The sequence below is a fragment of the Catenulispora acidiphila DSM 44928 genome, assembly GCF_000024025.1.
Taxonomy (GTDB): Bacteria; Actinomycetota; Actinomycetes; order Streptomycetales; family Catenulisporaceae; genus Catenulispora; species Catenulispora acidiphila.
On the sequence record NC_013131.1, the window covers coordinates 2,631,497 to 2,653,522 of the forward strand.

General features: G+C 70.1%; 16 protein-coding genes. 10 read left to right on the plus strand and 6 right to left on the minus strand.

Features of this window, described 5'->3' with window-relative positions:
• Positions 1-13: 13 nt before the first annotated feature.
• From CACI_RS11570 to CACI_RS11580, 3 genes are read left to right on the plus strand one after another with little or no spacing between them, the layout of a single operon-like run.
• Positions 14-1,027, plus strand: a complete 1,014-nt coding sequence (locus tag CACI_RS11570) for an aldo/keto reductase (protein WP_012786534.1) — start codon at positions 14-16, stop codon at positions 1,025-1,027.
• Between the two features lie 9 nt (positions 1,028-1,036).
• Complete coding sequence (locus CACI_RS11575) at positions 1,037-1,624, plus strand: TetR/AcrR family transcriptional regulator (protein WP_012786535.1); 588 nt, start codon at positions 1,037-1,039, stop codon at positions 1,622-1,624.
• A 46-nt stretch (positions 1,625-1,670) separates the two neighbouring features.
• Positions 1,671-2,480, plus strand: coding sequence for a TrmH family RNA methyltransferase (locus CACI_RS11580; protein ID WP_012786536.1), 810 nt, complete (start codon positions 1,671-1,673; stop codon positions 2,478-2,480).
• Between the two features lie 418 nt (positions 2,481-2,898).
• Here CACI_RS11580 and CACI_RS54140 read toward each other — a convergent pair whose 3' ends face one another.
• Positions 2,899-3,351, minus strand: coding sequence for a WhiB family transcriptional regulator (locus CACI_RS54140; protein ID WP_012786537.1), 453 nt, complete (start codon positions 3,349-3,351; stop codon positions 2,899-2,901).
• A 1,122-nt stretch (positions 3,352-4,473) separates the two neighbouring features.
• On the opposite strand from CACI_RS54140, the gene CACI_RS45415 reads away from it, so the two are divergent.
• The 3 genes from CACI_RS45415 to CACI_RS11600 all read left to right on the plus strand — a co-directional run bounded on the left by CACI_RS45415 (position 4,474) and on the right by CACI_RS11600 (position 8,212).
• Positions 4,474-5,535: a transcriptional regulator gene (locus CACI_RS45415; RefSeq protein ID WP_143765205.1), complete on the plus strand. Its 1,062-nt coding sequence runs from the start codon at positions 4,474-4,476 to the stop codon at positions 5,533-5,535.
• A gap of 206 nt (positions 5,536-5,741) precedes the next feature.
• Positions 5,742-7,196 (plus strand): FAD-dependent oxidoreductase, encoded by a 1,455-nt coding sequence (locus CACI_RS11595; protein ID WP_223297515.1) that lies wholly within the window; start codon positions 5,742-5,744, stop codon positions 7,194-7,196.
• A gap of 71 nt (positions 7,197-7,267) precedes the next feature.
• Positions 7,268-8,212: a TIGR03621 family F420-dependent LLM class oxidoreductase gene (locus CACI_RS11600; protein ID WP_041540166.1), complete on the plus strand. Its 945-nt coding sequence runs from the start codon at positions 7,268-7,270 to the stop codon at positions 8,210-8,212.
• A 111-nt stretch (positions 8,213-8,323) separates the two neighbouring features.
• On the opposite strand, the gene CACI_RS11605 is transcribed toward CACI_RS11600, so the two are convergent.
• On the minus strand, positions 8,324-10,516 hold the full coding sequence (locus CACI_RS11605; RefSeq protein ID WP_012786541.1) for an MMPL family transporter: 2,193 nt from the start codon (positions 10,514-10,516) through the stop codon (positions 8,324-8,326).
• Between the two features lie 371 nt (positions 10,517-10,887).
• Between CACI_RS11605 and CACI_RS11610 the strand changes: the two genes are divergently transcribed.
• A complete protein-coding gene (locus CACI_RS11610; protein WP_012786542.1) occupies positions 10,888-11,394 on the plus strand; it encodes a nucleoside-diphosphate kinase in 507 nt (168 codons plus the stop codon).
• Positions 11,395-11,596: 202 nt separating this feature from the next.
• A complete protein-coding gene (locus tag CACI_RS11615; RefSeq protein WP_012786543.1) occupies positions 11,597-14,113 on the plus strand; it encodes a Tex family protein in 2,517 nt (838 codons plus the stop codon).
• Positions 14,114-14,186: 73 nt separating this feature from the next.
• Here the strand turns inward: CACI_RS11615 and CACI_RS11620 are convergent, their stop codons facing one another.
• A complete protein-coding gene (locus tag CACI_RS11620) occupies positions 14,187-15,032 on the minus strand; it encodes a site-2 protease family protein (protein ID WP_012786544.1) in 846 nt (281 codons plus the stop codon).
• Between the two features lie 146 nt (positions 15,033-15,178).
• Positions 15,179-17,716 carry a DEAD/DEAH box helicase gene (locus CACI_RS11625; RefSeq protein ID WP_041540168.1) on the minus strand — a complete coding sequence of 846 codons (2,538 nt, stop codon included), beginning with the start codon at positions 17,714-17,716 and terminating at the stop codon, positions 15,179-15,181.
• A gap of 135 nt (positions 17,717-17,851) precedes the next feature.
• Between CACI_RS11625 and CACI_RS11630 the strand changes: the two genes are divergently transcribed.
• Both CACI_RS11630 and CACI_RS11635 read left to right on the plus strand, forming a co-directional pair.
• On the plus strand, positions 17,852-18,430 hold the full coding sequence (locus CACI_RS11630; RefSeq protein WP_012786546.1) for an HIT family protein: 579 nt from the start codon (positions 17,852-17,854) through the stop codon (positions 18,428-18,430).
• A gap of 5 nt (positions 18,431-18,435) precedes the next feature.
• Positions 18,436-18,840, plus strand: a complete 405-nt coding sequence (locus CACI_RS11635) for a thiol-disulfide oxidoreductase DCC family protein (RefSeq protein WP_012786547.1) — start codon at positions 18,436-18,438, stop codon at positions 18,838-18,840.
• A 101-nt stretch (positions 18,841-18,941) separates the two neighbouring features.
• Here the strand turns inward: CACI_RS11635 and CACI_RS11640 are convergent, their stop codons facing one another.
• Positions 18,942-19,508, minus strand: a complete 567-nt coding sequence (locus CACI_RS11640; RefSeq protein WP_012786548.1) for a hypothetical protein — start codon at positions 19,506-19,508, stop codon at positions 18,942-18,944.
• A complete protein-coding gene (locus CACI_RS45420) occupies positions 19,484-22,024 on the minus strand; it encodes a polymorphic toxin-type HINT domain-containing protein (protein WP_012786549.1) in 2,541 nt (846 codons plus the stop codon). Before CACI_RS45420 ends, CACI_RS11640 begins: the two co-directional genes overlap by 25 nt.
• Between the last annotated feature and the right edge of the window lie 2 nt (positions 22,025-22,026).

Below are 22,026 nucleotides of genomic sequence, written 5' to 3' on the forward strand. Positions count from 1 at the left end.
TATCGTCGTAGGCATGACGACGACTGACAGCTCCTTCACCGCCCGCCGCCTCGGTGCCGCCGGCCCGCGGGTCTTCCCCCTCGGCCTCGGCGCCATGGGCATGTCCGCCCTGTACGGACCGACCGACCGCGACGAGTCCGTCGCCACCGTGCACGCCGCGCTGGACGCCGGGATCACGCTGATCGACACCGGCGACTTCTACGGCATGGGCGACAACGAACTGCTGCTGGCCGACGCCCTGCGCGGCGTGGACCGCGACCGCTACCAGCTCAGCGTGAAGTTCGGCGCCCAGCGCGACCCCGGCGGCGCCTTCATCGGCTTCGACGCCAGCCCGGCGGCGCTGAAGACCTCGCTGGCCTACTCGCTGCGCCGGCTCGGCGTGGACCACCTCGACGTCTACCGTCCGGCGCGGCTCGACCCGAGCGTGCCGATCGAGGAGACCGTCGGCGCGCTGGCCGAGATGGTGCAGGGCGGCTACATCCGGCACATCGGGCTGTCCGAGGTCGGCGCCGACACCCTGCGCCGTGCCGCCGCCGTGCACCCGATCTCGGACCTGCAGATCGAGTACTCGCTGATCTCGCGCGGCATGGAGGACTCGATCCTGCCGGCCGCGCGCGAGCTGGGCATCGGGATCACCGCCTACGGCGTGCTGTCGCGCGGGCTGATCAGCGGCCACTGGAGCAAGGACCGCTCGGGCGAGGGCGACTTCCGCGCCGCCTCGCCGCGCTTCCAGGGCGAGAACCTGGACCACAACCTGGCGCTGGTCGAGACGCTGCGCGCGCTCGCCGAGCGCAAGGGCGTCACCGTCGCGCAGCTGGCGATCGCGTGGGTCGCGGCGCGGGGCTCGGACATCGTGCCGCTGGTCGGCGCCCGCCGCCGGGACCGGCTGGCCGAGTCGCTGGGCTCGCTCAGCGTCACGCTGACCGCCGAGGACCTGGCCGAGATCGAGAAGGCGGTGCCCGCCGGGGCGGCGGCCGGCGACCGGTACGAGGCCGGGCAGATGGCTCACCTCGACTCGGAGAAATAGAGTTCAGCGGTGAGCCCCAACAGTCCGCTGACCTCCGAGCGCATCCTGGAGGCGGCGGAGGAAACCCTGCGCCGCTTCGGTCCGGCCAAGACCAGCGTGGTCGACGTCGCGCGGGCGCTCGGCGTCAGCCACGGGTCGGTGTACCGGCACTTCCCGACCAAGGCAGACCTGCGCGACGCCGTGGTCGACCGCTGGCTGCAGCGGATGCATCCCGCGCTGGCGGCGGTCGCCGGCGGTGCGGGGGACGCCGCCGAGCGCGTGCGGCTGCTGCTGTGGACGCTGGCGGAGACCAAGTGGACCCGGGCGCAGGACGACCCGGAGTTCTTCGCCGCGTTCGCCGAACTGGCCGAGGAGGCGCGCACCCCGGTGGTGGCGCACATCGACTTCGTCGTGGACCAGCTGACCAGTGTCATCACTGAGGGCGTCGCGCGAGGCGAGATCGCTTCGGCGGACCCGAAGATGACGGCGCTGGCGGTGTTCGACGCCATGGCCAAGTTCCACAACCCGGCGGCGCGCGCGGAGTGGCAGCGCCCGGCCATCGACACGGCCTTCGCCGGCGTCTGGGCTCTGCTGCGGGACGGTCTGCTGCCGCGCTGACCCGGGATTCCGGTTCGGCGGGTCGGATACGGCAGGATCTATCGGCGTGGGAGAACTGATCGAAGTCACCGACCCGTCCGATCCGCGGCTGCACGACTACTCCGGCCTCACCGACGTCGAGCTGCGCAAGGTCCGCGAACCCGCCGAGGGCTTGTTCCTGGCCGAGGGCGAGAAGGTGATCCGCCGCGCGCTGGCCGCCGGCTATCCGATGCGCTCGACGCTGCTCTCGCCCAAGTGGGCCCAGGCGATGCGGCCATTGATCGAGGAGGTGGACGCGCCGGTCTACGTCGGCAGCGAGGCGTTGCTGGAGGCGGTGACCGGCTTCCACGTCCACCGCGGCGCCCTGGCCTCGATGCAGCGCACGCCGGTCTCGGAGGCCGGCGCCGTGCTGGCGGCGGCGAAGCGGGTCGTGGTGATGGAGGACATCGTCAACCACACCAACCTCGGCGCGATCTTCCGCAGCGCGGCGGCGCTGGGGATGGACGCCGCCGTCCTGACGCCGAGCTGCGCGGACCCGCTCTACCGGCGCTCGGTCCGGGTGTCGATGGGGACGGTCTTCGCGCTGCCGTACGCGCGGCTGGACTCCTGGCCCGGCGGTCTGACCACGTTGGCCGAGCACGGATTCCGGACGATCGCGCTGACGCCCGGTCCGACCGCGATCGATCTCCGAGACCTACGATTCGGGCCGGAGGACAAGGTGGCGCTGCTTCTGGGGACGGAGGGCGACGGGCTGTCGGATCCGGCTCTGGCGGCTGCGGATATGCGGGTACGAATTCCCATGACGGCCGGGGTGGATTCGCTGAACGTGGCAGCCGCGGCGGCGGTGGCGTGTTATGCGATCGCCGCTTCTGGCTGACATTCGGTGAAGGCCGCCGACGTTTCCGGATAAGGTCGATCGGAAGGGGCGGAAAATGCATCGCATCGCGCGTTCTTCGACGCCGTTTTTCGGTCGTCCGCCACGGATCGGCGCATCCAGCAGGTACGGGAGAACGGAACCGTCCAGGAGTGGATGCCGGGCTTTCGGGTCGGCGGCCCGGTTTCGCAGCGAACCCGCGATTTCACTGAATGTGTCCGCGACGGTTTTCCGCCAGCGTGCCGCCTCGGCGGGAAAGCCGAGCGCCGGGCGGCCTCCCCGGCCCACCCGGCGCTTCGACGTGTGGCTGCGCTCTGTCCTGCGGTAAGTCCTGTGCAGCGGTAAGTCTTTAGTGCTCTGCCCTGCTGTGCTGTCCTGTGCTCCGCTATGCGGTGCCGTGCCGTGCTGAGCGCCGCGTCCCTCACGCGGCCACTTCGGTCCCCTCCCTGGTGACCGCCGCCGCGTCGGCGAAGCCCCGGTCGCGCGGCGTGCCGATGCGGATCGGCACCACCACCGGACGCGCGCCGGTCGCGGCCCCGCGCCGGCGGCGGGACTCCTCGGCCCGCTCCACTTCCGTCAGCCCGCCCCAGATGCCGAACTGCTCCGGCAGCGCCAGCGCGTGCTCCAGGCACTGCTGGCGGACCGGACATTCGTCGCACACCCGCTTGGCGGACGCCTCACGCTTCTCCCGTTCGCGGATCCGTTCCGAATCCGGGGCGAAGAACACCGCCGCGTCCCCGGACTGGCACAGTCCCCGCTCCTGCCAGCCGAGCTTGAGCTCGGCGATCGGCGGGATCCGCGCCGCCGTCCGTGCCGACGACGAGCGGACCGGTATCGGTCCGACGGCTCCTCGCACCGTGGTCTGCTGAGCCATGGTCGGCTCACCCCCTCCATAAACTCCGCGCACCTGCCGTGACCCACCCGGCGCTTCGCACCGCCTCTCAGCTCGATGCCGTCAGCGGCAATGCCGGGCTAGGGGTGTAACGGATCACGAGAGCGTGGTGTTCCCGCCGAACGAGGGGAAATCTTCTCAGCTCGTTTCGATGGACGGTGCGCGGCCGGGCGGTCGCGGCGCTTGCACGCGCCGTTGCACGAGCATCGGCGGATTCACTCTTCAAGGCGGTCCGGCGCCCCGATCGGGTTCACTGGAGCGGCACCGGGATAAACCCTCGGGGGGTGAGATTTTTTCGCACGATGTTATAGACGCGCGGATAGGCCATCTGGCCGTGGCGACGTCGCGGTACGCACCGCACAGGCCCGGAAGCGGAATGTCGCCGCGCGGCGAGCTTGAACAACGGCCTCCCAGTGCGCGAGAAGGAGATTTTTTAGCAGAACCGGCCCGTCGGCGCAGAGCGCTGATCAGGCTGATCCCGGCTTTCGCAGGTATTCGCCATAGTCCTTTCGGGTGGTTGTACTACCATTGGAGGCTTGTTCGGGTCTAACGTCTGAACCAGCCCTCTGCGACGGCCGGCCACCAGGCCGCCGCCGGATCGGGCTGCGGTCGGCGCGGGGCCGGGCGCTCCAGGCGCATGGACCGAAGGGTTCTGCCATGCAGGTGGACTCAGGCTCTTCCCCGGGCAAGAAGCCGGCGGGTAACACGGCTCTGAAGGCACTGCGGCTGTCCCGGCACTGGACGCAGGCGGAATTCGCCGCGGAGTTCGAGAAAGCCTCCCGCGCGCTTGGTAAGGTGCTGTCACTGTCCGTCCGGCAGGTCCGCCGGTGGGAGAGTGAGGATCCGCCGTGTCCGCTCCCGGCGTACCAGCGGGTTCTCGAAGAGGTCTTCGGCGTCTCCGTCGCGCAGATGGGGTTCCAGGTCGGATGGTCGGTGCCGTGGGCGCCGCGGCCGGAACCGTCACAGCCACCGACCGCCGCAACTGGGCGTGCAGCTCCGGAAGCGGAGCTCGAGGAGGACGGGGGAGCTGGGGGAACGCAACACGGACGGATGGCAGGGCTGTGCCGCACGCGGCCCGCCGACCGATCTGGAGGGCACGACCCAGTGAAGCGCCGAGAATTCGTCACCAGCGCCGCCGCGGCGCTGACCGTCGCCGGAGCGGCGGGTGAGAACACCGCGTACGGGGCAGAAGCGCCCGAGCGGATGCCCGCCGCCGCCGACCCGGCCGGCCGCGCGGTCCCGTTCGACCGCCAGATGGTGGACGGCTATGAGTTCATCACCAGCCAGCAGCGATCCCTGTACTACACGGTCCCCCCGGCCCGCATGTACTCCCCGGCCGTGGCGCACGCCCAGCTCGGGGCCGCGCTGCTGAGCGGGACCGGACCCCAGACCCAGCGCTCCCGGCTGGCCGGCTCGCTGGCCGAGGCCTCGCTGCTGGCCGCGCGCCTGGCGTTCTTCGACCTGAAGAAGGCCGAGCCGGCCCGCATGCACTACCGCAACGCCCTGGTCGCCGCGCGCGAGGCCGACGACCACCAACTGGGCTCGGCGATCCTGGCCCACCTGGCGTTCATCCCGGCCTGGGACGGCAAGGCCGGGGAGTCCCGGGACCTGATGCGCGCCGCCTACGCCCACGCCGCGCGCGGCGTCAGCGCCGTCCAGCGCTCCTGGCTGCACGCCGTGGACGCCGAGATCGAGGCGCGCCTGGGCGACAACAAGCGCGCCGTGGACCTGATCGGCCGGGCCGAGGAGGCGCTGTCCGACGCCGACCGCTCCGCCGTGCCGGACCCCGAATGGCTGGACTACTTCGACGCCACCCGCCTGAACGGCTTCAAGGGCTTCTGCCACATCAACGGCGGCAGCCCGGAGCTGGCCCAGGAGGCGCTGCTGTGCTCGCTGATGGCGCTCAAGCCCAACGAGGCCAAGCAGCGCACCATCGTGCTGGCCGACATGGCCGACATCCACGTGCGCACCAAGGAGATCGAGCAGGCCTGCGTCACCCTGGAGCGGGCGCTGGTCAACCTGGACAAGCACTGGTACGGCATCGGCTGGGACCGGATCTACAACGTGCGCCGCAAGATGGACAACTTCGAGGACACCCGCTCGGTCCGTGAGCTGGACATGCGCATGAACTCCTCGTGGGGCGCGACGATGCGCCTGGCGACCTGACCCTGGGACGAGGCGGCCTGCCCGGCTCGGAACCCCGGGCCGGCAGGCTGCGCGATCGGTGCTTCCCCCTGCGGGGAGTTCATCCGCGGGTACAGATTTTCCTGCGCGGGACAGATTTTCATGCGTGAGTACAGATTTTCATGCGTGAGTACAGATCACCTTGGGAGTCTGGACTCCGAGCGCTCGCGAACGCTACGTTCCCAGGCGTGTCGGAAACAGTGAATAAGGATATTGACAGCCGCGGCGTGGTCGTGGTCGGAGCCGGTCCCACCGGGTTGCTGCTGGCCGCGGACCTGGCCGAGGCCGGGGTCCCGGTGACGCTGCTGGAGCGAAGGCACGAGGGTCTGTCGAACCTGAGCCGCGCGCTGGTGGTGCACGCCACGACGCTGGAAGCCTTCGACGCCCGGGACATCGCCGCGCCGCTGATCGAGCGGGGCGCGCCGGTGAAGTCGCTGCGGCTGTTCGACACCGCGGTCGTGGACGTCTCGGAGTTGCCGACGCCGTATCCGTATCTGCTGGTGGTGCCGCAGTACGAGACCGAGGCGGTGCTGTATCGGCGCCTGGAGCGGCTCGGCGTCCGGATCCGGTACGAGACCGAGGTCGTCGGACTGCGCCAGGACACCGACGGCGTGACCGTGACCGTCCGGGACACCTCCGGCACGCGCGAAGAGCGGGCCGCCTACGTCGTCGGCACGGACGGCAGCCACAGCTCGGTGCGCTCGCTGCTCGGCGTGGAGTTCCCCGGGCACACCGTGGTCGCCTCGGTGATGCTCGTGGACGCCCGGCTCTCGCAGCCGCCGGAGGCCCGGATCGCGACCAACACCGACGGCGACAAGTTCGCCTTCGTCGCCCCGTTCAAGGACGGCTTCCACCGCATCATCTGCTGGGACCGGAAACACGCCAAAGCCGAGACCGAGCCGGTCGAGCTCAGCGAGGTGCGCGAGATCCTGCGCGAGACGCTCGGCACCGACTTCGGCATGGGGGAGCCGCGCTGGTCCAGCCGCTTCCACAGCGACGAGCGGCAGGCGGAGCGCTACCGCGTCGGCCGCGTCTTCCTCTCCGGGGACGCCGCGCACACGCACAGCCCGGCCGGCGGCCAGGGCATGAACACCGGGCTGTTGGACGCGGCGAACCTGTCGTGGAAGCTGATCGCGGTGCTGCGGGGACGCGCGGGCGAGGCGCTGCTCGACAGCTATGAGGCCGAGCGCTATCCGGTCGGCGCCGCGGTGGTCAAGGGATCGGGTCGGCTGCTGCGTGCCGCGCAGGTCAAGATGACGCCGGCCCGCAAGGCCCGGAACCTGGCGATGCACTTCGCGCTGGCGCGCCCGGCGGTGAACCGGAGGCTCGGCTACGCGTTGTCAGGGCTGTGGATCTCCTATGCCGCGCCCCACGGCGCACATCCGCTGACCGGGCACCGCGCCGGCGACGTGGCCCTGGCCGGCACGCCGTCCCGGCTGTTCGAAGCGCTGCGCGGCGGCGGATTCGTCCTGGTGGCGCCTGCCGAATTGCACGAGGCCGCGGCCAAGGCGGGAGTGAAGACGGCAGTGTCGGCGGACGGCGGACCGGTACGCCTGATCAGGCCGGACGGCTACATCGCCTGGGCCGCCGACGCGCCGACCGCCGAGGACGTCGCGGAGGCGATCACGGCCGCCGGAGCGTGAGCGGGCCGGCGCCGGGACACGCGAGCGGGCACGACCAGCCGCAGCAGGCCGCCGTCGGGAAAGATGGCGGGATGCGTCCCTTCCGCTTTCTGGCGACGATCGCCGACGACGACGACATCCTGGATCTCATCCCCCTGGCCCGCCGGGCCGAGGCGATGGGCTGCCACGGCTTCGTGATCCCGGACCACCTGATGTCTCCCGCCCCGCTGCTGCCGCTGGCGCAGGTCGCGGCGGTGACCGAGCGGCTGCGCGTCGGGACCTTCGTGCTCAACAACAGCCTGCGGCATCCGGCGGTGCTGGCGCAGGAGTTGGCCACGCTCGACCGGCTGTCGGGCGGCCGGCTCGACATCGGGATCGGCGCGGGCTGGAACAAGCCCGAGTACGACGCGATCGGCATCCCCTTCGAGCCGGTCGGGGTGCGCATCAAGCAGCTGACCGAGGCGCTCGCGATCATCAAGGGCTGCTTCGCCGAGGGCGCGTTCTCCTTCGCCGGGGAGTACTACACGATCACGGACCTCGACGGCGCCCCGGCGCCGGTGCAGCGTCCGCATCCGCCGTTCTTCCTCGGCGGGGGCGGCAAGCGGTTCCTGACGCTCGCCGCGCGGGAAGCCCAGGTCATCGGCCTGGCGCCGCGCCTCCTCGGCGGCGACGTCCCGCGCCTGGACGCCCCGAGCATCACCGCGGCGGCGACCGAGGAGAAGATCGGCTGGATCCGCGAGGCCGCCGGGGAGCGCTTCGCGGAGATCGAATTGAACGCCTATCCCACCGGCGGTCCGAGCGTGGTCACCACCGAACCGCGGATCGAGGCGCAGCGCCGTGTCGACCGCATTCGCGAGCAGACCGGCGTCGAGCTGACGGTCGAGGACATCCTGGAGTCGCCGCACAGCTACATCGGGACCGTCAAGGACCTGATCGCCAAGTTCCTGGAACTGCGCGAGCGGTTCGGGATCAGCTCGTTCCTCATCGACGATCTGGACCGGTTGGCGCCGGTCGTCGAGGCGCTGGCCGGACAGTAGAAGGCATAGACACATAGACGCATAGACGCGCGAAAGCGATGGGGAGACTCCCGGCCGGGAGCCTCCCCATCGCTATTCGTCTACTGCGGTACTACAGGTACAACACCAGCACTACACCAGCACGCTGTCGTCCGCCGACCGCGCGGAGTCCAGCGTCCCGCCGCCGGGCTCGTCGGCCTTCGACAGCTGCGAGGGCCACCACATGACCTTGCCGATGTCCAGGGTCAGCGCCGTCACCAGGACCGACCGCACGATCATGGTGTCCAGCAGCACGCCGAGCGCGACCGCGAAGCCGATCTCGGCGAAGGTCACGATCGGCAGGCCGGCCAGCACGCCGAAGGTGGCGGCCAGCACCAGCCCGGCCCAGGTGATCACGCCGCCGGTCGCGGACAGGCCGACCAGCGCGCCGCGCCTGGTACCGCGCCGGACCGACTCCTCCCTGATGCGGGTCATCAGGAAGATGTTGTAGTCGATGCCCAACGCCACCAGGAACACGAACGCGTACAGCGGCATGCTCGTGTCCACGCCGTTCCAGCCGAACGCCTTGAACGCCAGGGCGCTGAGGCCCAGCGAGGCGCCTAGGGACAGGATGACGGTGATGATCAGCAGCAGCGGGGCGACGAAGGCCCGCAGCAGCAGTCCCAGGATGATGAACACCGCGATCAGCGTGATCGGGATGATCCACTCGTTGTCGTGGCGTGTGGCGTGGTCGACGTCCACGAGCATCGCCGAGCCGGAGCCGACCTTCGCCTCCGCTCCCGGGATGGCGCGCAGCGCGGTGCGGACCCGCGCGACGGTATCCTTCGCGGCGTTGGAGTCCGCCGGGTCCTTGGGCATCGCCTCGACGTAGAAGTGCCCGCCGACGATCTGCTGGGGCACCGTCGTCGGCGTCCCGACCGACGACGGGTCGATGCCCGGCACCGTCTTCAGCGCGGCGGTCACGGCGTCGACCTTGGCGGCGTTGCCGATGATGTCCAGCGACTGGCCCGAGGACGGCGGGAAGTACCGCGCCTGGAGCTCCGCGCCGACCACCGAGTCCGGCTTGTTCACGAAGTTGTCGGCCGAGGCCATCTGGTGCGCGTGCAGCTGGGTCATCCCGGCCGCGCCGATGAGCAGCAGCAGCGCGGTCGCGACCCACACCGTGCGCGGGCGCACGGCGATGCGCTTGCCGATCCGCGCCCACACGCCGTGCTGCGTCGGCTCCTCCGAGCCCACCGTCGGCTTGACCGGCCAGAAGATCCACCGGCCGCAGATGACGACCAGGGCCGGCATCAGGGTCAGCATCGCCAGCAGGTCGACCAGGACGCCGATGGCCAGCACCGGGCCCATGCCCTTGGTCGAGTTCATCTCGGCGACCAGGAGGATCAGCATGCTGACGGCGACCGTGGTGGAGCTGGCCACCAGCGCGGGCCCGGCGCGGTGCAGGGCGTGCGCCATCGCCTCGTGCCGGTCCTCGTAGCGTCTCAGCTCTTCGCGATAGCGGGCGATGAGCAGCAGCGCGTAGTCGGTTCCCGCGCCGAGCAGCAACACGACAAGGATGAACGCGGCTTGGCCGTTCACCGTCAACCCGGCGTGCTTGGCCAGCAGGTAGATGATGCCCTCGCCGACGAACAGCGCGCCGCCGGCCGAGAGGATCGGGATGAACCACAGGATCGGGCTGCGGTAGGCGATCAGCAGGATCAGGATGACCACGCCGAGTGTGATGTACGTCAGCGACCCGTTGATGTTCTTGAAGGAGTCAGCCTCGTCGGCTGCCTCACCCATCGGGCCGGTGACGTAGACCTTCTCCCCGGCGCTGGCCGGACCCATCGCGGCCTTCACCGCCTTGATGGTGTCCGGGAGCTTGTTCCAGCCGTCGTTGCCCAGATTGAGCGGGACGATGACCTGGGCGGCCTTCCCGGCGTTCGGTCCGTCCGTGACCTCCTGGGTCAGGACGGCCTCGTGCACGACCATGTTCACGGCCGCCGGCTTGGCGCTGACCTTCAGCGCCGCGACGGTCTTGTCGATCTGCGCGTGGTCGGCGGCGTTGAGCCCGCCGTCCCGCTCGAAGAAGAGGATGGCGGGATACCAGTTGGGGTGGAACGCCCCCTCCAGCTTCAGTTCCTGCGTCGATTCCGCGCTCTTGGGAAGCCAAGCCGCGCTGTCGTTCTTCTCGACGCCGTTCAGTTTCGAGGCGAATCCACCCAGGGCGATGATCAGGAGTATCCAGACCCCGAACACCACCCATTTGGACTTGCGCCCGGACACGACCCGGGCGAAAGCGCCCGGTTCCGAATCCGCGTTGGTCAACGCGTTACCACTCACGAAAGAGCCCCCTCAGGCTATCGCGACCTCCGTCCGCAGACGGTCCCCACCGCAGTGCGGGTCCGACTCGCGGACTCGTTCCCGCTCATTGTGACACGCGATACAACGCGAAATCGCCACCGGGGGGCGAACTCTCGTCGGCCGTGAGCGGACAGCGAAGTTCCTGGTAGGCATAGGAAAACGGCCGGACACGGTACGGATCGGGGCGAAAGTCCGGCGCCTGTGACAGCGGACAGACACCGAGCGCGCGAAGGCCGCCGCGGCGCGGGTGACCTCCGAGAGGCCGTGGCGCGTGCCCAATAAGATGCTCATAGCAGTCCCGTACGGCAATAGCACGGACATCGATCGTCGAACAGCGAAGGACCACGCATATGACCGACACCGGCGCCCCCGCCGAGCGGACGCTCGTCCTGCTCAAGCCCGACGCCGTGGCGCGCGGCACGATGGGCCGGGTCCTGACCCGGTTCGAGGACGCGCTGCTGAAGGTGGTCGGCTCCAAGATGGTCTGGATGGACGCCGACCTGACCCGCAAGCACTACTTCGACCTGGAGGAGCGCTTCGGCGCCGGCGTCTACAACGCCACCGCCACCTTCATGCAGTCCGGCCCGGTCCTGGCCCTGGTCCTCGAGGGCATCGACGCGGTCAAGACCGTCCGCAAGCTCGTCGGCTCCACCTACCCCAACGAAGCCGCCCCCGGCACCATCCGCGGCGACTACGCCCACCAGAACAAGGCCTACGCCACCGCCAACGGCATCGCGGTCGCCAACCTGGTCCACGCCTCCGGCAACATCGACGAGGCGAAGCAGGAAGTCGCCCTCTGGTTCACGGACGAAGAACTCTTCGAGTACTCCACGGTCGCCGAGAAGTTCGTGCTCTAGTCGCCAGACGACTGATTTCTGAAGGTTTCGGCGCGCTGTATCCATTGGCACCTTCGGCGCGGTGGCTGATCAGCCGGTCGCGGAGCCCTTTCGCGATTTTGCTTGTCGGCCGGCGGTGCTGATTGCCGGAACCCCCAGGAATCAGTCGTCTAGGATCGCTCTCGCGAGATAGCAGGCTTTTCACCTGGCGGGAGTACCACGCGTGGCAGCGACAGCAGCGTCCATCCACTTGCGCATCGCCGAGGAGCTCGGCGTCGTCGACCGGCAGGTCCGGGCGGCCGTCGAGCTCCTGGACGGCGGGGCGACCGTGCCTTTCGTCGCGCGGTATCGCAAGGAGGTGACCGAGGGGCTGGATGACGCGCAGCTGCGCACGCTGGAGGAGCGGCTGCGCTACCTGCGCGAGATGGAGGAGCGCCGGGAGGCGATCCTGGAGTCCATCCGCAGCCAGGGCAAGCTCGATGAGGCGCTGGAGGCGCAGATCCTCGCCGCGGATTCCAAGTCCCGGCTGGAGGACATCTACCTGCCCTTCAAGCCCAAGCGGCGGACCAAGGCGATGATCGCGCGCGAGGCCGGGCTGGAGCCGCTGGCCGACGCGCTGCTCGCGGACCCGAGCCTGGATCCGGCTGCCACCGCCGCGGGATACGTGGACGCCGACAAGGGCGTCGCGGATGCCCCGGCCGCGCTGGACGGCGCGCGCTCGATCCTGGTCGAGCGGTTCGGCGAGGACGCCGACCTGATCGGCGCGCTGCGCGAGCGGATGTGGTCCTCCGGCCGGCTGACCTCCAAGGTCCGCGAGGGCAAGGAGGAGGCGGGCGCGAAGTTCTCCGACTACTTCTCCTTCGCAGAGCCCTTCACCGCGCTGCCCTCGCACCGCATCCTGGCGCTGCTGCGCGGGGAGAAGGAGGAGGTCCTGGACCTCACCTTCGATCCCGAGCCCGAGGACGCCGAGCCCGGCGCGCCGGTGACGCAGAGCGGGTACGAGGTCCGCATCGCCAAGAACTTCGCCATCCCCTCGCCGACCGCGGCCGGCGCCGGCGTGAAGTGGCTGAACGACACCGTGCGCTGGGCCTGGCGCACGCGCATCCTGGTGCGCCTGGCCGTGGACGTCCGCATGCAGCTGTGGACGCTCGCCGAGGACGAGGCGGTCCGGGTCTTCGCCGCGAACCTGCGCGACCTGCTGTTGGCCGCCCCCGCCGGTACCCGCGCCACGATGGGCCTGGACCCCGGTTACCGCACCGGCGTGAAGGTCGCGGTCGTCGACGCCACCGGCAAGGTCGTGGCCACCGACGTGATCTACCCGCACGTTCCGCAGAACAAGTGGAACGAGGCGCTGGCCAAGCTCGCCTCGCTGGTCAAGGTCCACAAGGTCGAGCTGATCGCGTTCGGCAACGGCACGGCCTCCCGCGAGACCGACAAGCTGGCCCAGGAACTGGTCGCCAACCTGCCGGACCTGAAGCTGACGAAGATCATGGTCTCCGAGGCCGGCGCCTCGGTGTACTCGGCCTCGGCCTTCGCCTCCCAGGAACTGCCGAACATGGACGTCTCGCTGCGCGGCGCGGTCTCGATCGCCCGCCGCCTGCAGGACCCGCTGGCCGAGCTGGTGAAGATCGACCCGAAGTCCATCGGCGTCGGGCAGTACCAGCACGACCTCGCCGAGGGGAAGCTCTCGCGCTCCCTGGACGCCGTGGTCGAGGACTGCGTGAACGCCGTCGGCGTGGACGTGAACACCGCCTCGGCGCCGCTGCTGACCCGGGTGTCGGGCATCGGCTCGTCCCTGGCGGACAACATCGTGGCCCACCGCGACGCCAACGGCCCGTTCGCCACCCGCAGCGCCATCAAGGGCGTCCCGCGCCTGGGCGCCAAGGCCTTCGAGCAGTGCGCGGGCTTCCTGCGCATCCCCGGCGGCGACGACCCGCTGGACGCCTCCTCGGTCCACCCCGAGGCCTACCCGGTGGTGCGCCGCATCCTGGCGAGCACCGGCAGCGGTATCAAGGAGCTGATCGGCGACACCAAGACCCTGCGGGCCCTGCGCCCGGCGGAGTTCGCCGACGACACCTTCGGCGTCCCGACCGTCACCGACATCCTGGCCGAGCTGGAGAAGCCCGGCCGCGACCCGCGCCCCGCCTTCAAGACCGCGACCTTCAAGGAGGGCGTGGAGAAGATCGGCGACCTGCAGCCCGGCATGATCCTGGAGGGCGTGGTCACCAACGTCGCGGCCTTCGGCGCCTTCGTCGACGTCGGCGTCCACCAGGACGGCCTGGTCCACATCTCGGCGCTGTCGAAGACGTTCGTCAAGGACCCGCGCGACGTGGTGAAGCCCGGCGACGTGGTCCGCGTGAAGGTGCTGGACGTGGACGCGGTGCGCAAACGGATCGCGCTGACCCTGCGGCTGGACGACGAGGCCGGTGCCGGCGGCTCGGGCGGCTCCGGCGGTCCCGGACGCCAGCGGCAGTCGGGCGAGAACAGCGGTGGCGGTCGCGGGCGCGATGGGCGCGGCGGCGGTGGCGGCGGTGAGCGGCGCGGCGGTCAGGGCGGCCAGGGCAGTGGCGGCGGCAACGCCGGCAACGGCGGCGGCGACCGGCGTGGTGGCGGCGGCGGTGGAAACAGCGGTGGCGGCAACAGCGGCGGTGGCGGCGGCCGGGGCGGCGACCGACGCGGTGGCACCAGCGAGCCGCAGGGCGCGCTGGCCGATGCGCTGCGGCGCGCCGGGCTCGCCTAGCCGGGAAACGTCAAGCGCCCGCTGGGATCTCGGTCCCGGCGGGCGCTTCGCTGTGTGACAGTGCGGCGGTCGGCTACCCGCCGTTGAAGCTGCCCCAGAACTTGAACAGGTTGTATCCGAAGTACTCCCCGTTCACCGGCGACCGCGGCTCCAGGATGTCGTGCGCCCAGTTCGCGATGAAGTTCTTGTCCGGACCCAGCGCGTACAGCAGCACGAACACGATCAGGATCCCGTACGGCGCGATCTGCGCCGCCATGCGGCGCCAGTCGGCGCTCAGGAAGGGCTCGATGATGCCGTAGCCGTCGAGCCCGGGGATCGGCAGCAGGTTCAGGATCGCGCTCGCGATCTGGATGTACGCCAGGAACGTCAGCGCCGACCAGAGTGCGGCGTGGTCCGGAGACGTGGGGGAGAAGATCCACGGCGGGCCGAAGCCGTCCAGCACCGCGAGCAGCACGATCGAGAAGACCACGTTCACCGCCGGACCCGCCGCCGAGACCAGCGAGTCCTTCCACTTCCCGCGCAAGCGGTGCGACTCGATCGCCACCGCGCCGCCGGGCAGCGGCAGCCCGCCGACGAGCAGGAAGAACAGCGGCAGCACGAAGGTCAGGACCGGGTGTCCGTAGACGCGCGGGTCCAGGCGCAGGTAGCCCTTGCCGGCCACCGTGTGGTCGCCGGCCCAGTAGGCGGCCGCGGCGTGCATGAACTCGTGCAGGCACAGCGATATCAGCCAGCCGCAGAGCACGAAGATGAACACGCCCGCGCGGTCGCTGCCATAGCCCTTGTAGAGCGCGAAGCCGCTGGCCGCGAAGCCGGCTATCAGGGCCAGGAAGATCGGTGAGATACCGCCGCCGCGAGCCGCCTGCGACCAGTCGGGGCGGTACTCGCCGGGCTGGAGCAGGCGCAGGTTGTTGCGGGCCATCGGGTCACTCACCTCGGGGGTCGGCGGGTCGTGCGCTCGGCGCGGGCGGTCGTCGCCGCCGCCGCGCCATCGTAGGTCTTCTCACTGAGCAACGTCGCGGCGCCGCCGAACGATCCCCGGGCCGCGTTGAGGATAGCCCTGGAGGCTCACAGCTGGTTCACGTCGGTGACGACCACCACGGCGGTCCCCGCCTCGTCGCTCGCCGCCAGGTCCACCTCGGCGCTGATCCCCCAGTCGTGGTCGCCCTCGGGGTCGTCGAAGATCTGACGGACGAGCCACTTGCCGGGCTGTCCCTCGGGCTTCTCGTCGATGATGAGCAGCTTCGGGCCGCGCGCGTTCGAGTCGGTACCGAGCATGTCGTGGACCTCGAAGTAGTCCTCGATCGCGTAGTACCACTTCTCGGAATCCCAGCCCGAGGCCGCGTCCAGCTCGCCGAGGTCGTTGTACTTCCGCAGCGCGAACAGCTCGACGCGGTGGAACAGCTCGTTGCGGACCATGACGCGGAAGGCGCGGGCGTTCGCGGTGACCGGCGGCGGGCGCTCGTCGAAGTTGTGCGGGGAGATCGCGGGCGCCTCCTCCCCAGGGTTGACCAGCTCCTCCCACTCGTCGAGCAGAGAGGAGTCGACCTGGCGCACCATCTCGCCGAGCCACTCGATGAGGTCGTCGACCTCGTCGTTGCGCATCTCCTCGGGCACGGTGTGCTTGAGCGCCTTGAAGGCGTCGGCGAGGTAGCGCAGCAGGAGCCCTTCCGAGCGCGGGAGCGTATAGAAGCTCACGTACTCCGCGAAGGTCATGGCGCGCTCGAACATGTCCCGCGCGACGGACTTCGGGGCGACCTCGTAGTCAGCGACCCAAGGGGAACTGCGCTTGTAGACGTCGTACGCCGCCTCAAGGAGCTCCTGCAACGGCTTGGGATATCCGACGTTCTCCAGGAGCTCCATGCGCTCCTCGTACTCGATCCCGTCCGCCTTCATCTGCGCGACCGCCTCGCCGCGCGCCTTGTTCTGCTGCGCGGACAGCACCTGGCGCGGATTGTCCAGCGTCGACTCGATGACCGACAGGACGTCCAGCGCGTAGGTCGGCGACTCCGGCTCCAGCAGCTCCAGCGTCGCCAGCGCGAACGGCGACAGCGGCTGGTTCAGGGCGAAGTCGAACTGCAGGTCCTTGGTCAGCCGCACGATCCGGCCCTGCTCGTCGGGGGCGTCCAGCTGCTCGACGATCCCGGCGGCGAGAAGCGCGCGGTAGATGGCGATCGCCTTGCGGATCAGCTTCAGCTGGGACTTGCGGTCCTCGTGGTTGTCCTCCAGCAGGTGCCGCATGGCGTCGAAGGAGTCGCCGGGGCGGCTGATGACGTTCAGCAGCATCGCGTGGCTGACCTGGAAACTGGAGGTCAGCGGCTCCGGCTCGGCGGCGACCATGCGCTCGAAGCTCGGCTTGCCCCAGGAGACGAAGCCCTCCGGCGCCTTGACCCGGACCACGCGCGAGAGCTTCTTCTTGTCCCCGCCGGCCTTGGACACGCGCTTGGCGTTCTCCACCTCGTGCTCGGGCGCCTGCGCCACGACGTAGCCGGCGCTGTCGTACCCGGCCCGGCCGGCGCGCCCGGCGATCTGGTGGAACTCGCGCGCCTTGAGCTGGCGGGTCCGCACGCCGTCGTACTTGGTCAGCCCGGTGAACAGCACGGTGCGGATCGGCACGTTGATGCCGACGCCGAGGGTGTCGGTGCCGCAGATCACCTTCAGCAGCCCGGCCTGCGCCAGCAGCTCCACCAGCCGGCGGTACTTCGGCAGCATGCCGGCGTGGTGGACGCCGATGCCGTGCCGGACCAGCCGCGAGAGCGTCTTGCCGAAGCCGGCGGTGAAGCGGAAGTTGCCGATCATGTCGGCGATCTTCGCCTTCTCCTCCTTGGTGCACACGTTGACGCTCATCAGGGCCTGCGCGCGCTCGATGGCCGCGGCCTGCGTGAAGTGCACGACGTAGATCGGCGCCTGGTTGGTCTGCAGGAGCTCTTCCAGCGTCTCGTGCAGCGGCGTCTCGGAGTAGGAGTAGTACAGCGGCACGGGGCGCTGCCCGGAGGAGACCACCGCGGTCGGGCGGCCGGTGCGGCGGGTGAGGTCCTTCTCGAAGCGGCTGACGTCGCCGAGGGTGGCCGACATCAGCACGAACTGCGCCTTCGGCAGCTCCAGGATCGGCACCTGCCAGGCCCAGCCGCGGTCCGGCTCGGCGTAGAAGTGGAACTCGTCCATCACCACCTGGCCGACGTCGGCCTCGGTGCCGTCGCGCAGCGCGTGGTTGGCCAGCACCTCGGCGGTGCAGCAGATGATCGGCGCGTTCGGGTTCACGCTGGCGTCGCCGGTGAGCATGCCCACCTTGTCCGCTCCGAACATGGCGCACAGCGCGAAGAACTTCTCGCTCACCAGCGCCTTGATCGGCGCGGTGTAGAAGGTGCGCTGCGTCGGGTCCTCCCGGTAGCGCGCCAGGGCGGCGAAGTGCGCGCCGGCGGCGACCAGCGACTTGCCGGAGCCGGTCGGGGTGGACAGGATCAGGTTCGCCCCGGTGACCACCTCCAGCAGCGCTTCCTCCTGCGCCGGATAGAGGGTGATCCCCTGCTCGCCGGCCCAGGCGCTGAAGGCGTCGAAGAGGTCGTCGGGGTCGTCGGTGGCGGGCAGGCGATCGGTGAGGGTCATAGTGCGTTCAACAATATGCGCTCGCCGGGTGATGCCGCCGGTGCCGATCGGCGCGTCCGGGCCGCTTCGCCGCACGCCGGTGATCCTTGAGGCCGGTATTCCGTCCCGAAAGCCGCACCGCCTAAGCTTCGTTGCATGACCATGCCCGATTCGCCCGACGACCCGAACCAGGCGGCCGGCCTTGAGGCGCAGGACGGGGCGGGGGAGCCCGATGGCTTCCGGCGGCTGTGGACGCCGCACCGCATGGCGTACATCAAAGGCGAGAACAAGCCCACCGGTCCGGAGGCGGGGGAGGACCCGTTCTGCCGCATCCCGTCGCTGAGCGACGAGGACGGGCTGGTCGTCGCGCGCGGGGAGCTGGTCTACGCGGTGCTGAACCTGTACCCCTACAACGGCGGCCACCTGATGGTGGTCCCCTACCGCCACGTCGCGGACTACACGGACCTGACCGTCCCGGAGACCGCCGAGCTCGCCGACTTCACCAAGCGCGCGATGCGGGCGGTCCGCGCCGCCTCCGGCGCCCAGGGCTTCAACATCGGCATGAACCAGGGCGACGTCGCAGGTGCGGGCATCGCCGCACACCTGCACCAGCACGTGGTCCCGCGCTGGGGCGGGGACACCAATTTCATGCCGGTCGTCGGCCACACGAAGGTCCTGCCGCAGCTGCTGGGGGAAACCCGCAAGCTGTTGGCGGACGAGTGGCCCGTAGACTGAAGGGTATGAACGAGGGCAGCTTCCCCAAGCCGGTTCTGATCTTCGACGGAGACTGTGCATTCTGCACGCGCTCGGTCAACGTCTTCAAGCGCCTCCCCATCGACGCGGAGGTGACGGCTTACCAGTTCACAAATCTCGAGTTGTACGGCACAACCGAGGAGCGGGCCACACATGAGGTCTTGTGGGTGGACCCGACAGGCCGGATCTACGGAGGCGCGCAGGCTATTGCGCGCCTTTTGGTTTCAGCGGGCGGCATCTACGCCGCGGCCGGGTGGGCCCTGCGCACCCCGCCGATCCGCTGGATCGCGGCGGCCGGGTACCGCTTGATCGCGAACAACCGGCAGCGGATGCCTGGCGGCACCGCTGCCTGCGCGCTGCCGCCGGCGGCGCGCAGCGGTGTCTCGGGCTGACCTACGACGGACGCTTCATCTGGGGCTGCCAGTGACGGGCGGCCCAGAGCCAGCGACGTGAGGGCGGGCTCCGTTGGACGAGATCCAGCGGGGCCCGGGTCTCAGCTTCCGTAGCGGTCGACAGCGGCATCGAGCCGATCACGGGCCACGGCTCGTGCGTCGGCCCTCAGGCGTGCGCCGACGTGCGTGACGGACTGCGCCCGCGACAGCTCGGAGACGTCGCGCGCCAAGGCCGCTTCCTCCGCGCCCAGCGTGTCCGAGCCGGTCCGTCTTCCCAGAAAATAAGCCTGGTTTGCACATGTGAGCAGGCAATCCCGCACGGCGGAGATGTCGGCGCTCTCGTGGAACATCAGCATCGCCCGCATCGCGATGGCGGGCTGGAAGGCGAACGCCGCGGCCATCGTCGCCTCGTCTCCGACCACGAGTTCCTGTAAACCCTCGATATCTGCGGATGTCGAAGGGGGCGTGAGGTCTGGAGTGAGGGGCGCGGCCCAGATGAATTCCAGGGCATTGTCATAGACCTTGAGATCTTCGGCACGGCCGTCCCGGGAGACGACCCAGAACAGGATGCCGCTTGCCCGCTCCAGGCAGGCAGCACCCAAGAGTGCTGCCTGCGCCTTGCCGGCCGTGGAGAGAAACGCTTCTACCCCGGCGTCGATCCCGGCCAATAGAACGTCCTTATCTTTGTTCCGTGCTCAAGCTGATAGACCGGGCCGGATATGTTGCCGTCGGTCCCTCTGATGAATGGGCCGCAGATGGTGGTGCACACGCTTCTGGACGCGCCGCCCGCTATCGGTTGGCCGCCCATGCTGTCGATATATCGCAGGCCATTGTACTCGGCGTGGGTGAAGCCTTCCAGGTTATCCGTGACCGCGACATCGCCGTTGGCTTCGATGGCGCTGATCTGCGCGGGCGACAAGCCGGAGCCGCTGCTCGACACGACGTTTTTGTAGACCCAGGGATTCTTCGGGTCTCCGCTGGGGAACCTCGCCCGGATCACCGAGGTGGTCTTGTTCTTGACCTCCCAGTCGCTGCCGGCGAGCTTCTGATAGCCGCTCGCGCGGGTCGCGGAGTCCTTGGCGATGTCCAGCAGGTCCCCGTCACAGTTGTGAACGAGGACTGGTGCACTGCCGGCGACGACGAAGTACGTGTGCAGTCCGTCGATCGTCAGGTCGTAGGTGACGAGCGGGCCGAACCGCGCGTGGACCCCGCTGACCGTCGCCTGCCCGCCGCCGGCGCTCTGGAGCCGGTCGCCGGCGCGCAGTGCTCCGGCGTCGACGAACCCGCCGGCGGTGGCGTCGTAGTAGGGGTGGTTCGCGGTGCCGGTGAGCGTTCCGCCGCCGCCCGGTGCGGCCGAGGCCACGACCACGTCGACGAAGGCGGCGTCCGTGGTGGTCGTGTGGACCTGGTCCACCCGGTGGACCTCGGCGCGGCCGCCCGGCTCGGCGTTCTCGACCAGGTCGCCGACCCCGACCTCCGCGATCGCCTTCGTGGACCCGTCGGCCATCAGGACCCTGGTGGCACCGGAGAAGCTGTGCGGACACGGGGAGTCGTCCTGGGCCGGCTCGACGTCCAGACCCTCGTTCTCGAAGGCGTCCTGCGCCACTTCGGGGTTCTGCAGGCCGAGGTTGGAGAACCGGAGGATCGGCTTGCCCTCGGCGCCGAGTTCGGGGTTCCCCGCCGCGTCCGTCGGCGCGACCGCGTAGGCGGGTTCGCCGTCCTGGCCCAGGACGGTCGGCGAGTATTCGAGGTCGAACTGGTCCGCGTCCGATCCCAGGCCCTGCTGGTCCAGCAGCGACTTCAGCGCGTCGATGCTGACCGGCGGACCGTTCGCCGGGTTGGGCTGGTTCACGGCCGGGACCCAGCTCGACCGCGCCGGTGGCGCCGCCGCCTTCGCCGGGCGCGGTGTGTCCCCGCCCTGGTTCTCGGCCGGGGCGGCGGCCTCCGGCACGATCTTGTCGATGGTCGCCGGTCGGCCGCCGATCCGGGTGGAGGCCTTGCCGCCCTTGTTGACGACGTTGTCGAACGCCTTCTGCGCCGGCGGTACGGACTCGCCCGCGGGCGGCTGGATCTCCTCGGCGGCGTAGTCGCCGTTCGCCTCGGGGATCAGCCCGTCGAAGGTCTCGCTGGGCTGCAGGTTCTCGGCTTCGCTCGCGGGCAGGCCGGACACCGTGGACGGCGCGAGCGTCACGGTCACCGGGGTCTGGGTCGGGGCGGGCGCCGGCGCGGCCTGAGCCTGGGCCTGGCCCGATCCCGAGCCGGACGGTGCGTTCTGGACCGGTGCGTAGGTGCTGCGCGGCGGTGCGGACTGGTCGCCGCCTCCGCTGGGCAGGGCCCGGGCTCCCGGGGAGGGTGCGGCGGCGGCCGCCGGTTCGGATTCGTCGCCGCCCTCGGCGGCGAGCGGGGCGCCCTCGCCGCCCGGCTCGGCGCCGGCGTAGTCCTGCAGCAGGCTGTCGATCTGGGTGAGGATCTGCTGGCGTTCGGCTTCGAGCTTCCCGACGTCGCCCTCCAGCGCCGAGACGGCGTCGTTGTGGGTCTGGACGTCCGTCTCGAGCTGCGTCTGGTCGGCGTCGGCCTGCGCCTGGTCGCTCTGCAGCTTTTTGCTTTGCGCGGTCAGCGCGTCGATCTGGTTCTGCAGGTTCGCTTTCTGCTCGTCGAGGTTGGCCTTCTCCTCGTTGTAGGCCGCGTACTCCGCCTCTTCGTCCGGGAGCTCGAAGGTGTGCGGTTCGGCGTTGTGCGCGTCGATCTCGCTGTTGAGGGTCTCCGCTTGGCTGTTGAGCGCGTTGCTCTGGTCCTCCAGGTTCGTGGCCTGCGTCTCCAGCGAGCTCTCGCGGTTCTGCACGTCCCCGGCGCGCTGCTCCAGCGTGCCCTTCTCGGCGGCGAGCTGGTCGTACTTCTGCTGGTCGTTCTGGGCGTCGGTCTGGTACTGCTGCTCCAGCGCCTGGACCTGCGCCGGACCCGAGGAGTCCAGAGGCGCCGGCAGCGCGGGCGGCGGCGCGGGGTCGGCCATGGCGAAGCCCGACCTGCCGAGGGCTGAGGCAGGATGCTGAGCCGCGCTCCCCGGTCCGGCGGCGGCCTGTGCCTGCGCTGTGGTCGGTGCGACGAACGCCGCGAGGCCCAGTGCGGCGGTCGCCACCGCCGCTACGGAGCGGCGCAGCCGGCCGCCGATCGCGAAGGTCGCCACGG